Here is a 13757-nt window from a genome sequence, read left to right on the forward strand (position 1 = left end):
CCTCTCGCCCGGAGATCCGGTCGGGCGGGACGGGGCCCCGACCGGCACGACACCCCCCTGACGGTGCGGGGACTACCCCCGCTGCTCCCGGTCCGACCGCTCCTCGCGCCACCACTCCAGCGTCTCGTCGACGTCGAAGGGCCGGAGGCCCAGCGGCGGACCGGCCGGCGGCCGGGCGAGGGCCGCGGCGATCTTGGTGTTGATCTCGCCGAGGATGCGCCGGACCTGGCTCTCGGAGACGGCGGCGGCCACCGCCTCCCGCGCGTCCTCGGCCTCCTTGCGCAGGGCGAGCGAGGGGGGCAGTACCGAGCCGCCCTCGCGGTGCATCTTGCCCTTGATCCACCACAGGTCGTCGTAGGGCGCCGAGTCGTCCGCGAAGGGCTTGCCGAAGCCGGGCAGGTTCCGGAACTCGCCGCGCTCCGCCGCCTCGCGGATCTGCTTGTCCACGAATGACTCGAAGTCGACGCCGGGGGGTTTCCGTTCGGTCATGTGTCCAGCCTACGTAACCGCGACGGGACGGGGGCGGTTCTCGCGGCAGGTCACCGCGGCACGCGCTTCGACGGCACGGCCACGAAGCGTACGTCCGTGCTCACGTACCGTCCCGACGGGAGGCCCGACGGGAAAGGCAGGAGCCCCGCTCGTGCCCGGAGGCACGGAGCGGGGCTCCTTGGGTACTGCTCTAGTCGTGCGTGTTCGCCGACCCAGGCACCTTAGGCCGGGGAGACGTTCTCCGCCTGCGGGCCCTTCGGGCCCTGCGTGACGTCGAAGGTCACGAGCTGGTTCTCCTCGAGCGAACGGAAGCCGTTCGCGTTGATCGCGGAGTAGTGGACGAAGACATCCGGGCCGCCGCCGTCCTGGGCGATGAAGCCGAAGCCCTTTTCAGCGTTGAACCACTTCACGGTTCCGGTAGCCATGAGCCCTCCTATGGGCCAAAGGGTCGCCCTGCTCCAGAACCTGCAAACAAGTCTGAAAACTACAAAAGCCTGCGGGTCACATGCTCCGCAGGCTCTGTACTGCAAGGGAAACCAAACTGCAACTTGCGTTGAGCGTAGCACGCAGGACGCTCGGGGCGGTAGAGGGAAAGATCACGTCACCCACATGTTTGATCTTCTTCCGCGTGCTGACGCGGATCCCTCCGGCGAGGCCCCGCCGACACCGCGCTCGCGCCCCGGCGGCACCCGCCTCCCCGACCCGCCGACGCCGTCCCGGCGACCCGGCGATGCCCACGGGGCGAGACGGGTCTAGCCTCGCGATGTGGACAATGCAACCGATGACCACCAGCGCAGCCGGCCCCGCGTCGGACACATCCAGTTCCTGAACTGCCTTCCCCTCTACTGGGGGCTCGCACGGACCGGAACGCTCCTCGATCTCGAGCTCACGAAGGACACCCCGGAGAAGCTCAGCGAGAGGCTCGTCCGGGGCGATCTCGACATCGGCCCCATCACCCTCGTCGAGTACCTCCGCAACGCGTCGGACCTCGTCGCCCTCCCGGACATCGCCGTCGGCTGCGACGGCCCCGTCATGTCCTGCGTGATCGTCTCCCAGCGCCCCCTGGAGGAGCTGGACGGCGCGCGCGTGGCGCTCGGCTCCACCTCCCGCACCTCTGTGCGCCTCGCCCAGCTGCTGCTTTCCGAGCGGTTCGGGGTCGCACCGGACTACTACACCTGCCCGCCGGACCTCGGCCTGATGATGCAGGAGGCGGAGGCCGCCGTCCTCATCGGCGACGCCGCGCTCCGGGCCTCGCTGCACGACGCGCCCCGGCTGGGCCTCCAGGTCCACGACCTCGGGCAGATGTGGAAGGACTGGACGGGCCTCCCGTTCGTCTTCGCCGTCTGGGCCGCCCGCAAGGACTTCCTCGCCCGTGAGCCGGAGACGGTCCACGAGGTGCACCAGGCGTTCCTGGCCTCGCGCGACCTCTCCCTGGAGGAGGTCGCCAAGGTCGCCGAGCAGGCGGCCCGCTGGGAGACCTTCGACGCCGAACTCCTGGAGCGGTACTTCCGCACCCTCGACTTCCGCTTCGGGCCCGAGCAGCTCGCCGGGGTCCGGGAGTTCGCCCGCAGGACCGGCGCCACGACCGGCTATCCGGCCGACGTCACCGTCGAACTCCTGCCGCCGGCGCACCGATAGCCGGCCGCGCGTCGACGGCCGCCGGCGCACCGAAAGGCACCGTCAGGCGATAGGCGCCGGGTCTCGACGGCCGGGCGCCGCCGGTCCTCCCGAATTACCCGAAAGAAATACCGGCCCGTCTCCGGCGGGCTCCCCGGCGCGCACCCTTTCGGACGCCCGTGGAATGCGGCCGTTCCGGTTCCCGCGGACGGTGTCGCGGAATGCGGCCCGCCGCCGTGCGGGAGCGGAGGCATTCCACGTCTCCGGTCCGGTGGGGAGTGCACGGAATGCCGGGTTCCCGAGCCGCCGAGGGTATTCCTCCGGCCCCGGCAATTCACCGGACATTCGCCGGGCCGCCCCGGTGGACGGGTCGCCCGGCCGCACCCGCCGCCCCCACCGGGCACCCTGCGGAAGCCGCCGGGACCGCTGGCGTAGGCTGGTTCGGTCGATCAGAACCCCTCCGAAAGGGACGCACCCGGTGACCGAGAAGGCCGAACTCCAGTCCGTTCTCGACCGCGCCGCCGCGGGTGGCCGGATCACCCCCGAGGAGGCGCTCGACCTGTACCGCTCGGCCCCCCTGCACGCGCTGGGCTCGGCCGCCGACGCGGTGCGCCGCCGCCGGTACGCGGGGACCGAGCACATCGCGACGTACATCATCGAGCGGAACATCAACTACACGAACGTCTGCGTGACGGCGTGCAAGTTCTGCGCCTTCTACGCCGCGCCGAAGGACACCAAGAAGGGCTGGAGCCGCGACCTCGACGACATCCTGCGCCGCTGCGCGGAGACCGTGGAGCTCGGCGGCACCCAGATCATGTTCCAGGGCGGCCACCACCCGGACTACGGCGTCGAGTACTACGAGAAGCACTTCGCCGCCATCAAGAAGGACTTCCCGCAGCTGGTCATCCACTCCCTCGGCGCCTCCGAGGTCGAGCACATGGCCCGCATCTCCGGCGTCTCCGTCGAGGAGGCGATCACCCGCATCCACGCGGCCGGCCTCGACTCCTTCGCCGGCGCCGGCGCCGAGCTGCTCCCCGAGCGGCCGCGCAAGGCGATCGCCCCGCTGAAGGAGAGCGGCGAGCGCTGGCTGGAGATCATGGAGATCGCCCACAAGCTGGGCGTCGAGTCCACCTCCACCATGCTCATGGGCACCGGCGAGACCAACGCCGAGCGGATCGAGCACCTCCGGATGATCCGTGACGTGCAGGACCGGACGGGCGGCTTCCGGGCCTTCATCCCGTACACCTACCAGCCCGAGAACAACCACCTGAAGGGCCGCACGCAGGCCACGCTCTTCGAGTACCTGCGCATGATCGCGATCGCCCGGCTCTTCCTGGACAACGTCGCCCACATCCAGGGCTCGTGGCTGACCACGGGCAAGGAGATCGGCCAGCTGACCCTGCACTACGGCGCGGACGACCTCGGCTCGATCATGCTGGAGGAGAACGTCGTCTCCTCCGCCGGCGCCAGGCACCGCTCCAACCTGCGCGAGATGATCGACATGATCCGCACCGCGGACCGCGTCCCGGCGCAGCGCACCACGACGTACGAGCACATCGTCGTCCACGACGACCCGGCGAACGACCCGGTCGACGAGCGCGTGGCCTCGCACATCTCGTCCACGGCGATCGAGGGCGGCACGGCCCACCCCGAGCTGAAGCTCCTCGACGCGAACTGACGCCCGTGCTCACCCTCCACGTCGCCGAGGCGTCCCCCGAGACCGCCGTGCTGGCCGACGGCGACCGCATCGCCGCCGTCGGTCCCTACGACGAGCTGGCCGCCACCCACGAGGACGCCCGGCTGCGCCGCTGGCCGGGCATCCTCACGCCCGGCCTGCTCAACCCGTACGGGCCCGAACTCCTCGAAGGCACCTACCACCCCGACCCGCGCGAGGCCGACACGTTCGGCACCGCGCCGATCACCGGGGAGCGGGCCGCGGAGCTCTTCCGCGCCGACCCGGCGCGGCTCGGCGCGTCCGCCCGCCGCGGCGTCCAGCGACTCCTCGCCCACGGCACCGTCGCCGTCGCCGGCGACCTGCGCTCCCGGGCCGCCCAGGACGCCGTCCGCCGCGCCGGCCTGGCGGTCGGGCAGCGCCCCGCCTCCCTGCCGGGCCCGCCGTCCCTCTCCCCGCGCCCCCTCGTCCTCCTCCCGCGCCTCGCCCCCGGCGCACCGGCCCGCTTCGCCGTCTTCGACGTCCCCGACCGGGCCTCCCTCGTCCGCCTCGGCCCCGCCACCTGCGTGGCGACCGTCCTCGCCGGCCGCCTGGTCTTCCGCCGCAGGTAGCTCCCGGGCCGAAAAGGTCGAAGCGGTACGAGGGGGAAATCCGGCGGCTGCCACAATGGCCGGGTGACGCGAGCATCCCTGGACAAGCAGCCGCACGAAGTCGCCACGATGTTCGACGACGTGGCGGCGAACTACGACCTCACGAACGACGTGCTCTCCCTCGGGCAGGACCGGCGCTGGCGCAAGGAGGTCGCGAAGGCGGTCGACGCGCGGCCGGCGCAGCGGATCCTGGACCTCGCCGCCGGCACGGCCACCTCGTCGCAGCCGTTCGCGCGGGCGGGGGCGTACGTCGTGCCCTGCGACTTCTCGATCGGGATGCTGCGGGTCGGCAAGAAGCGGCACCCGTGGATGCCGTTCACGGCCGGCGACGGCACGAAGCTGCCCTTCCGTGACGACGTCTTCGACGCCGTCACCATCTCCTTCGGGCTGCGGAACATCCAGGACACCGAGCAGGCGCTGCGCGAGCTGTACCGGGTGACGAAGCCGGGCGGCCGGGTCGTCATCAGCGAGTTCTCGCACCCGACGTGGGCGCCGTTCCGCACCGTGTACGAGGAGTACCTCATGCGGGCGCTGCCGCCGGTGGCCCGTGCCGTCTCCTCCAACCCCGACGCGTACGTGTACCTCGCCGAGTCCATCCAGTCCTGGCCGGACCAGCCGACCCTGGCGGGCCTGCTGCGGAAGGCCGGCTGGTCGAAGGTGGCCTGGCGCAACCTGACCGGCGGCATCGTGGCCCTCCACCGGGGCTTCAAGACCGACTGACCGGGCGCCGCGTCCCGGCCGCGCCCGGGCCGCGTCCCCCGCGCGCGGCGGGCCGCGGGGGAGCGGGGCGAGGCGGGCGAGGGCCCTCCGTTTCCGCCGGGTCCGCCCGCCATAGACTGCGATACGTCCTCATCGCCGAACCTTCGGGAGACCCCGCCGTGACTGAGCAGCCCCTCTCCGAGCACACCGCAGATGTGATCGTCGTCGGGGCGGGCCCGGCGGGTTCCACCACCGCGTACTACCTGGCGAAGGCGGGACTCGACGTCCTGCTCCTGGAGAAGACGGCGTTCCCCCGCGAGAAGGTCTGCGGCGACGGCCTCACCCCCCGCGCCACCAAGCAGCTCGTGTCGATGGGCATCGACATCTCCGAGGAGGCCGGCTGGCTGCGGAACAAGGGCCTGCGGATCATCGGCGGCGGCGTCCGCCTGGAGCTCGACTGGCCGGACCTCGCCTCGTACCCGGACTACGGACTCGTCCGCAAGCGCGACGACTTCGACGAGCAGCTCGCCCGGCAGGCGCAGAAGGCCGGCGCGCGGCTCTACGAGCGCTGCAACGTCGGCGCCCCGGTCATCGACGACCGCACGGGCCGGATCACCGGCGTCCACGCCAAGCTCGGCGAGGAGAAGCGCGAGGTGACCTTCCACGCGCCCCTCGTCGTCGCCGCCGACGGCAACTCGACCCGGCTCTCCGTCGCCATGGGCCTGCACCGGCGCGAGGACCGTCCGATGGGCGTGGCGGTGCGGACGTACTTCACGAGCCCGCGCCACGACGACGACTACCTGGAGTCGTGGCTGGAGCTGTGGGACAAGCGCGGTCCGCAGGACCGGCTGCTGCCCGGCTACGGCTGGATCTTCCCGATGGGCGACGGCACGTCGAACGTCGGCCTCGGCATCCTCAACTCCTCCTCCGCCTTCAAGGAGCTGGACTGGCGCGAGGTCCTCAAGGCGTGGTGCGCGTCCATGCCGGAGGACTGGGGCTACACCCCGGAGAACATGACGACGCCGATCCGCGGCGCCGCGCTGCCCATGGCCTTCAACCGCCAGCCGCACTACACCAAGGGCCTGCTGCTCGTCGGCGACGCGGGCGGCCTGGTCAACCCGTTCAACGGCGAGGGCATCGCGTACGCCATGGAGTCCGGCCAGATCGCGGCCGACGTCATCGTCCAGGCGCACGCCCGCGCGACGCCCGCCCAGCGCGAGCTGGCGCTGCGCAACTACCCGCAGATCCTCAAGGACACCTACGGCGGCTACTACACGCTGGGCCGCGCCTTCGTGAAGCTCATCGGCAACCCGAAGATCATGAAGCTCGCGACCCAGCACGGTCTGACCCACCCGCTCCTGATGAAGTTCACGCTGAAGATGCTCGCCAACCTCACGGACCCGACGGGCGGCGACGCCATGGACCGCATCATCAACGGCCTGTCGAAGGTCGCGCCGAAGGCATGAGCCGGGGCGGGGGCCGACGGCCCGCGCCGCCGCTCCCGGGCCGGGACGGTCAGCCGTTGCGCGCCGCCGCCAGCCTGATCCGGGCGTCGAGTTCCGACTTGGCCCGGGTCAGGGTCTCGGCGTGCCGCTCGGCGGCCTCCCTCTGGAAGCCGGCCTCGGCGGCGTACCAGAGGCCGACGAGCCGGGTCCTCCTCTTGCAGGCGACGTCCTGCGCGGCGGCGGCGATCGCCCTCGGCCCGCCGAACGCGTCCGGGGGGAGCCCCAGGTCCTGCTGGGGGCTGACGGGGTCGTCGGTCCGGTAGCCCTTCTCCGCCATGCAGCGCGACCACGCGTCGACGGCCCGCGCGACCGACGGGTCCTGCCGGGCCCTGGTGTACGCCTCCGTCTCCAGCCGGAAGACGAAGAGGGCGTCGACCGCGCCCTCCCTCGGCGCGTACATCCGCAGGAAGCCCTCGCGTCCGCAGCCGCCGACGGGGACCTTCCGGCCGTTGACCGTCCGTCCGCTGTCGGTCCGCTCGGACTCGGCCAGGCTCGTCGGGACGCGGCCGCGGAGCGGCGGTCCGCCCAGGACCAGTTCGCCGGTGGCGCCGAGGCCGTCGTCCGCGGGGGCCTTGGGCGGGGGCAGCGCTCCGCCGCGGGGCGCGTAGCCGTACCGGGAGGCGGTCGCCGCGTCGGTGAGTCCGTATCGGGACGCGGCGGCGGACCGGACCGGCCGCGGCTGCTCCGGCGGCCGGTAGGAGAAGCCGAACCGCCGCATGCAGTCGGCGGTCAGCAGCGCCTGGGCCCGCTCGATGCCGCGGCTCTCCTCGTCCGTGGGCTTGTAGCCGTCCAGCGGGTACGACAGCCGTGCCGCGTCCGTCACGTCGGACGGCGGGGCGGGGGCGGCGGCGGAGGGGCCGTCGGTGCCGGAGGCGCAGGCGGTGAGGAGTGCCGCGCCCAGCAGGACGGCGGCGGCGTGCGGGGCGCGCGGGCGCATGGGGCTGCTCCGGTGGTCCGGGCGGAACGAGGGGCGGGTCAGCGGGCCTTGTAGTGGTACGCCGAGGAGACCTGGTTCTTGAACGTCGCGGAGGCGTTGCCGTAGTAGTTCGCCGGCAGGCTGCCCTCGACGCCGCCGGCGAAGGCGCCGGTGTAGACGTACCAGACGACCCGGTCGCGGTTGAAGTACGAGGCGGCGTTGTTGTCGACGATCTGGCCCTGACCGGAGCCGTAGCCGGCGAAGCGGTCGTCGGCGAGGTTCGAGTCGCCCAGGTAGAGGTCGAAGACCGAGCCCAGCAGGGACGAGTTGTAGAAGAGGCCGAACTCGCGGAGTTCCAGCTCGCCGTCCTTGGTCTCGGCCGCGGCGGTGCCGCCGCTGGCCAGGACACCCGCTCCGAGGGCGGCGAGGGCGACCACCGTGCTGATGGCGCGCCGGGCGATCGTGCTCTGCATGCCGTGGCCTTTCGGGACGGGAGGGGGTGGCGGGGCGGGACGGAGCCGCGGGACACCGGGGGACCGTGCGGCGCCGATTGAGAAGTACACGTCATGAATCGGTCGCGGTCTACGGCTCTTCGCGCCAGAGAAGACACGGTTTACACCCGGTAACTGGCCTGATTTCACTGTCTCTTGATGCGGCCACCGAACGATCGTCCGCATGGCTAGGGTCACGGGAAACCCCCCGGAAGGACCGCACCGATGACCCGTCCCCAGGCCGCCCTCCTGCCGCCCGAGACCCTTCCCGCGTACGCCCCGGTGTCCGGCGGCGACCGCGACGGGGCGGTCGCAGATGGCTGAGACCTCCACCCCGGACGGCGAGCCCGCCGACCGCCGTCCGCGCCCGTCGCGGGGCGTCGCCGGGGTCGCGGCCCTGACCGCCGGCGCCGTGCTCCTCACCGGCGCCGGCGTCGTCGCCGGAACCCTCGTCACCTCGCCGGCGCAGCTCGCCGCCGCCGCCGGCCCGCCGCCGCCCGACGTGCTCACCGCCCGGGTCGAGCGCCGCGTGCTGCACGAGACGGTCGTCCTGCGCGGGACGGTCGTCGCCGGGCAGACCGTCCGCGTCGCGGCGCCCGCGGCGGGCGGCGAGGGCGGCGCGGCCGTCGTGACGAAGGTGCCGGTCGCCGCGGGTGCGACGGTCCGCCCCGGGCAGGTCGTCCTGGAGGTGTCGGGCCGCCCGGTCGTCGTCCTGCCGGGGCGTCTCCCCGCCTACCGCGACCTCCGACCGGGGGCCAGGGGCACCGACGTCGCCCAGCTCCAGGACGCGCTGGCCGCCCTCGGACACGGCCGCGGCGGCGACCCGAGGGGCACGTTCGGCGCCGGGACCGAGGAGGCGGTGACGGAGTTCTACTCCTCCGCCGGGTACGACCCACGCCCCGCGGTCGACGACGGCGGCGCCGCCGTCGACGGCGCCCGCCGGGCCGTCACGGGCGCCGAACGCGCCGCCGAGGACACTCGGGACGCCCTGCTCGCCCCGCCGGACGCCACGGCGCTCAGGGCGCTGCGCAAGGCCCGTGACCGGGCCGCCGCCGACCTCGCCGACGCCCGGACCGCGCTGGCCGCGGCGAGGGCGGCCGCCGGACCCATGGTCCCCGCCGCGGAGATCGTCTTCGTGGAGCGCTTCCCCGCCCGGGTCGCCACCGTCGACGTGGCCCCCGGCTCCCCGGTCAGCGGCTCCCCGATGACGCTCTCCTCCGGGCGGCTCATGGCCCGCGGCTACCTCCAGGAGCACCAGAGGGGGATGGTCCGGCCCGGCCGGACGGTGCGCGTCCTGGACGAGGAGACCGGCGCCGAACGCACCGCCGAGGTCACCTCCGTGGCCGGCACGGCCACCCGCCGCCGCGGCGCTCCGCCCCCGGACGGCGCCGCCGGCCCCGAGGAGACCGGGAGCGCCGCCCCCGCCGCCGACGGCCCCGTCGGCTACCTCCTGACCGTCACTCCCGACCGGGAGCTCCCGGCCGACCTCGCCGGCCGGGAGGTGCGCCTCACCGTCGAGGCGGCCTCCACCGACGGCGAGGCCCTCGTGGTGCCCGTCACCGCCGTGTCCGCCGGCGCGGACGGCAGGACCGTCGTCACCGCGGTCCGCGGCGGCGGCCGCCAGGAGCCGGTCGAGGTGCGGACCGGCACCCTCGGAGACGGCTGCGTGGAGGTCGTCCCCCTCACCCCGGGCGCCCTCGCCGAGGGCGACAGCGTGGTGACCGGGGTGGCGGCGACCGGCACCGACCCGGACACCGGAGGGACACCGTGACCCCGCCCGGACGCGCACGGGCGCGGGACCGCGAGCCGGACCCGCGCACCCCCCACCCCACCCCCGCGCCCCCCGTCGTCGAGTTCCGCGGAGTCGGCCTCACCTACCCGGGCCCGCCGCCCGTCCGAGCCCTGCGTCCCTGCGAACTCGTCGTCCACGCAGGGGAGTTCGTCACGGTCGTCGGACCCTCCGGCTCGGGCAAGTCCACCTTCCTGAACGTCGTGGGGCTGCTCGACGCCCCCACCGAGGGCAGCTATCTGCTCGACGGCATCGACACCTCCGCCCTCCGCGACGGCGAACGCACGGCCCTGCGCGGCCGCCGCATCGGCTTCGTCTTCCAGGCGTTCCACCTCCTGCCGCACCGCAGCGCGACGGAGAACGTCATGCTCTCCACGGTGTACGCGGGCGTGCCCCGCGCCGCACGCGAGGGACGCGCGCGCGAGGCACTGGACCGGGTCGGGCTCGGCCACCGGGCGGACTCCCTGCCCGCGCGGCTCTCCGGCGGGGAGCGCCAGCGCGTCGCCATCGCCCGGGCGCTCGCCGCCGGGCCGTCGCTGCTGCTCTGCGACGAACCCACGGGCAACCTCGACTCCGGGAACGCGGAGACGGTCCTCGCGCTCCTGGGCGCGCTCCACGCCGCCGGCCTGACCGTCCTCGTCATCACCCACGACCGCGAGGTCGCCGCCCGCGCGGAGCGCACGGTGACGATCAGGGACGGCGTCCTGACCGAACGGCCCCGGGCGGCGGCGGAGCGGAGCCCCGGATGAGGCGCCCGGGCCGCGCCCCCCGGGCCGTGGAGCCCTCGCGCCTCTCCCCGCGCGACGTCCTCTCCGAGGCGGTCGCGGGGCTGGCGCGGCGCCCCGGGCGGTCGGCGCTCACCGCGCTCGGCACGGTCCTCGGGGTGGGCGCGTTCGTCGCCGTCCTCGGCCTGACGGCGACGGCGTCCGCGCGGATCGACTCCCGCTTCGACCTGCTGACCGCCACCGAGGTCACCGTGGAGGACGTCGCCCGGGAGCGCGACGAGTTCGCCGGCCCCGGCTTCCCCGCCGACGCCGATGCCCGGATCGAGCGGCTCGGCGGGGTGCGGGACGCCGGCGTCCTGTGGACCGTGCGCCTCGCGCCGGGCACCACCGTCCGCGCCGCACCCGTCGGCGACGGCGCGGACGGCGAACGGATCGACGTCGTCGCGGCCTCGCCGGGAGCGCTGCGGGCCACCGTCCCCCGGGTCGCGCAGGGCCGGCTGTACGACGGGTTCGCGTCGGAGGCGGCGCAGCCGGTGGCGGTCCTCGGGTCGTCGGTCGCGGCCCGGCTCGGCATCACCACGCTGCGGACGCGGCCCGCGGTGTTCATCGGGGACGAGCCGTTCACGGTGACGGGGATCGTCGACGACGTACGGCGCCGGCCGGACCTGCTGATGGCGGTGACGGTGCCCCGGACCACGGCCGAGCGGATCTGGGGCCCGCCGGCGGACGGAGCGGCGCGGATGCTCGTCGCGACGGAACCCGGCGCCGCCCGTCAGATCGCGGACGAGGCGCCGGTCGCGCTCCGCCCGGACCATCCGGAGTACCTGAAGGCGGTGCCGCCGCCGGACCCGAGGACCCTGCGGGCCGGCGTGACGGGCGACCTCGACCGGCTCTTCCTGCTGCTCGCGGCGGTCTGTCTGGCCATCGGGGCGGTCGGCATCGCCAACACCACCCTCGTCGCCGTACTGGAGCGGACCGGCGAGATCGGGCTGCGCCGGGCGCTGGGGGCGCGGCGACGGCACATCACCGCCCAATTCATGGCGGAATCGGGCGTTCTGGGTGCTCTCGGCGGGCTCGTCGGCACGGCGCTGGGCGTATGCGCGGTGGTCGGGGTGGCGCTGGTGCGGGCCTGGACGCCGGTCGTCCATCCGCTGACCGCGGCCGCGGCCCCGGCGATCGGCCTCGCCACCGGCCTGGCGGCCGGCCTCTACCCGGCGTGGCGGGCCGCCCGGATCGAACCGGCCGAGGCGCTGCGCCACTGACGTCCGCGCCCGGCGGCGGGCACGACGAAGGGCCGTCACTCCCCCGAGGAGTGACGGCCCTTCGTCGTGCGGAGATCAGAGGATGCGGACCGCGCCCGAGGGCATGTCCCAGTCCAGGGAGCGCTCGACCACACCGGTGGAGGAGTTCTGCGCACCGACGTACTTGCCGCCGCCGACGTAGATGGCGACGTGGTACGAGCCGCTGCGGCTGCCCCAGTAGAGGACGTCGCCCGGCTGGAGGCTGCTCAGGGAGACGGAGGTGCCCATGCTCGACTGCTGGTACGAGATGCGGGGCAGGTCGATGCCGGCCTCGCGGTACGCGGCCTGGACGAGGCCGGAGCAGTCCCACGAGTTGGGGCCGGTGCCGCCGGAGACGTAGGCGTCGCCGACCTGGGCACGGGCGAAGGCCACGATCGCGGCGGCGGAGCCGGTCGGGGCCTGCGTGCTGTCGCCGACGGAGGAGCCGGAGGTGTCGCCGGACGACTGGGCGGAGAGCTGGGTCCGCTCGCTGTCGCGGGAGGCGCGGGCGGCGGCCTCCTGGCGCTCCTGCTCGGCCTTGGCGCGGGCCTTCTCGGCGCGCTCGGCCTCGGCCTTGCGGTCCGCCTCGGCCTTGGCCTTCTTGGCGTCCTTGGCGGCCTTCTGGAGGGCCAGGTTCTCCTGGCTCTCCAGGCTCTGGTCGAGGGCCTCCTGCTGCGACGCCTCGGCGGAGGCGGCGACGGCGCTCGCGAGGCCGCCGACGTCGAGGGAGCCCAGGGTGGGCATTTCGATGGTCTCGGTCACCGGCTCGGCGTTGGCCGGCCCGGCAGCTCCGGCCACCGCGATGGTGCCGAGGACGCCACCGGCAACTCCGGCGCGCAGGGCGAGCTTCGAAGCGCTGCGGCGGGGCTTCCGGTGGCTGGGTATGTGAGCGGTGTGGGACATGGGGACAACCGCTATCAGGGGTTCGCGGTTCCCTTCAAGAAACGTGGGTTGCGCCACAGTTACGTTCGGAACCACTCAATCCGCTTCTCTGGCGCCCTTATTGACGCCGTAACGGGCAAATCGGGCATCACTCATCTGGCCCGTGATCACGGGTTTTCATTGAAAGGTCCGAATTGCCCGACGCTTACCACCTCTTGACGCCGATGGCCAAGCCCCACATTTTTGGCGGCCTTGTGGCGTGACGCAGGTCACATGAACGCTCGTGAATCCGTGCACGCGTCCATCTCCGTACGCCGGACCCCCCGACCGGGGGACGGCGGCTTCCTTTATCACCCGGATGCGTCCACCACCAATTTGCTTGCATCGGCCAACACTTGATAGTGCGACACCCCCTCCGAGCAGCGACTTCCGGTCCGGATGTCACATCTGGTGATCACCTGGGCGCTTCGCGCGACAAGATCACCGCTCATCCGACTTCATGATCCTTCGTCAGGTGGTGGAGATCACAAAGTCCTTGGTGTACCCCGTGTCGCAGATCACAGAGGGGCGGGCATAGGATGCGGGGCAGCCGGGCTTGTGAACTGCCTCACATGGGGGCGATCTTTCACGCCGGCGGTGCGGTCCAACGGTCAAGGACGACTGGAAGGAGCGAGGAGCGTGAATGCGTACGCGCCCGTCCTCGTGCTCGGTGCCCTGGGTGCGGGGTTTGCGATCTTCTCCGTGGTCATGGCCACGCTTATCGGGCCAAAGCGGTACAACAGGGCAAAGCTTGAGGCGTACGAGTGCGGCATCGAACCGACGCCCACTCCCGCCGGAGGCGGTCGCTTCCCGATCAAGTACTACCTGACGGCGATGCTCTTCATCGTCTTCGACATCGAGATCGTCTTCCTCTACCCCTGGGCCGTCACCTTCGACGCCCTGGGGCTTTTCGGGCTCGTGGAGATGCTGCTCTTCGTGCTCACCGTCTTCGTCGCCTACGCCTACGTGTGGCGCCGCGGCGGTCTGGAATGGGACTGAGGGG

General features: G+C 73.1%; 14 protein-coding genes. 9 read left to right on the top strand and 5 right to left on the bottom strand.

Annotated features, from left to right (window positions below; all coding sequences use genetic code 11):
- Positions 1-72: 72 nt before the first annotated feature.
- Both AB0424_RS11945 and AB0424_RS11950 read right to left on the bottom strand, forming a co-directional pair.
- The gene (locus AB0424_RS11945; protein ID WP_366304385.1) at positions 73-489 is read right to left on the bottom strand and encodes a DUF1992 domain-containing protein; all 417 of its coding nucleotides are present in this window, start codon (positions 487-489) and stop codon (positions 73-75) included.
- 221 nt (positions 490-710) lie between these two features.
- Positions 711-914, bottom strand: coding sequence for a cold-shock protein (locus AB0424_RS11950; RefSeq protein WP_015035453.1), 204 nt, complete (start codon positions 912-914; stop codon positions 711-713).
- Between the two features lie 340 nt (positions 915-1254).
- Here AB0424_RS11950 and AB0424_RS11955 point away from each other — a divergent pair, with 340 nt between their 5' ends.
- The 5 genes from AB0424_RS11955 (at position 1255) to AB0424_RS11975 (ending at position 6593) form a co-directional block, all read left to right on the top strand.
- The gene (locus AB0424_RS11955; RefSeq protein WP_366304388.1) at positions 1255-2127 is read left to right on the top strand and encodes a menaquinone biosynthesis protein; all 873 of its coding nucleotides are present in this window, start codon (positions 1255-1257) and stop codon (positions 2125-2127) included.
- Between the two features lie 457 nt (positions 2128-2584).
- Complete coding sequence (gene mqnC / locus AB0424_RS11960; RefSeq protein WP_366304390.1) at positions 2585-3784, top strand: cyclic dehypoxanthinyl futalosine synthase; 1200 nt, start codon at positions 2585-2587, stop codon at positions 3782-3784.
- A gap of 5 nt (positions 3785-3789) precedes the next feature.
- Complete coding sequence (locus AB0424_RS11965; RefSeq protein ID WP_366304392.1) at positions 3790-4389, top strand: hypothetical protein; 600 nt, start codon at positions 3790-3792, stop codon at positions 4387-4389.
- 63 nt (positions 4390-4452) lie between these two features.
- On the top strand, positions 4453-5148 hold the full coding sequence (locus tag AB0424_RS11970) for a demethylmenaquinone methyltransferase (protein ID WP_366304394.1): 696 nt from the start codon (positions 4453-4455) through the stop codon (positions 5146-5148).
- Between the two features lie 158 nt (positions 5149-5306).
- On the top strand, positions 5307-6593 hold the full coding sequence (locus tag AB0424_RS11975) for a geranylgeranyl reductase family protein (protein WP_366304395.1): 1287 nt from the start codon (positions 5307-5309) through the stop codon (positions 6591-6593).
- A 49-nt stretch (positions 6594-6642) separates the two neighbouring features.
- Here AB0424_RS11975 and AB0424_RS11980 read toward each other — a convergent pair whose 3' ends face one another.
- Positions 6643-7569 (bottom strand): hypothetical protein, encoded by a 927-nt coding sequence (locus AB0424_RS11980; RefSeq protein WP_366304397.1) that lies wholly within the window; start codon positions 7567-7569, stop codon positions 6643-6645.
- Between the two features lie 38 nt (positions 7570-7607).
- Positions 7608-8021, bottom strand: coding sequence for a hypothetical protein (locus tag AB0424_RS11985; protein WP_366304399.1), 414 nt, complete (start codon positions 8019-8021; stop codon positions 7608-7610).
- Positions 8022-8355: 334 nt separating this feature from the next.
- Between AB0424_RS11985 and AB0424_RS11990 the strand changes: the two genes are divergently transcribed.
- The 3 genes from AB0424_RS11990 to AB0424_RS12000 are packed head-to-tail and all read left to right on the top strand — an operon-like array spanning position 8356 to position 11815.
- A complete protein-coding gene (locus AB0424_RS11990) occupies positions 8356-9810 on the top strand; it encodes a peptidoglycan-binding domain-containing protein (RefSeq protein WP_366304400.1) in 1455 nt (484 codons plus the stop codon).
- Entirely contained in the window at positions 9807-10577 is a 771-nt protein-coding gene (locus tag AB0424_RS11995; RefSeq protein ID WP_366304401.1) for an ABC transporter ATP-binding protein, read from the top strand. The genes AB0424_RS11990 and AB0424_RS11995 overlap by 4 nt, the downstream gene beginning before the upstream one ends.
- Entirely contained in the window at positions 10574-11815 is a 1242-nt protein-coding gene (locus tag AB0424_RS12000; protein WP_366304403.1) for an ABC transporter permease, read from the top strand. The genes AB0424_RS11995 and AB0424_RS12000 overlap by 4 nt, the downstream gene beginning before the upstream one ends.
- A 75-nt stretch (positions 11816-11890) precedes the next feature.
- Here AB0424_RS12000 and AB0424_RS12005 read toward each other — a convergent pair whose 3' ends face one another.
- The gene (locus AB0424_RS12005) at positions 11891-12736 is read right to left on the bottom strand and encodes a C40 family peptidase (protein WP_366304404.1); all 846 of its coding nucleotides are present in this window, start codon (positions 12734-12736) and stop codon (positions 11891-11893) included.
- Positions 12737-13393: 657 nt separating this feature from the next.
- Between AB0424_RS12005 and AB0424_RS12010 the strand changes: the two genes are divergently transcribed.
- Positions 13394-13753: an NADH-quinone oxidoreductase subunit A gene (locus AB0424_RS12010; protein WP_019888619.1), complete on the top strand. Its 360-nt coding sequence runs from the start codon at positions 13394-13396 to the stop codon at positions 13751-13753.
- Positions 13754-13757: the final 4 nt, after the last annotated feature.

The organism is Streptomyces sp. NPDC051180, from assembly GCF_040689545.1.
Classification (GTDB): Bacteria; Actinomycetota; Actinomycetes; order Streptomycetales; family Streptomycetaceae; genus Streptomyces.

Coding starts and splice junctions, on each gene's coding strand:
- AB0424_RS11945 (WP_366304385.1), bottom strand. CDS start 489: ATGACCGAACGGAAACCCCCCGGCGTCGACTTCGAGTCATTCGTGGAC.
- AB0424_RS11950 (WP_015035453.1), bottom strand. CDS start 914: ATGGCTACCGGAACCGTGAAGTGGTTCAACGCTGAAAAGGGCTTCGGC.
- AB0424_RS11980 (WP_366304397.1), bottom strand. CDS start 7,569: ATGCGCCCGCGCGCCCCGCACGCCGCCGCCGTCCTGCTGGGCGCGGCA.
- AB0424_RS11985 (WP_366304399.1), bottom strand. CDS start 8,021: ATGCAGAGCACGATCGCCCGGCGCGCCATCAGCACGGTGGTCGCCCTC.
- AB0424_RS11990 (WP_366304400.1), top strand. CDS start 8,356: ATGGCTGAGACCTCCACCCCGGACGGCGAGCCCGCCGACCGCCGTCCG.
- AB0424_RS12000 (WP_366304403.1), top strand. CDS start 10,574: ATGAGGCGCCCGGGCCGCGCCCCCCGGGCCGTGGAGCCCTCGCGCCTC.
- AB0424_RS12005 (WP_366304404.1), bottom strand. CDS start 12,736: ATGTCCCACACCGCTCACATACCCAGCCACCGGAAGCCCCGCCGCAGC.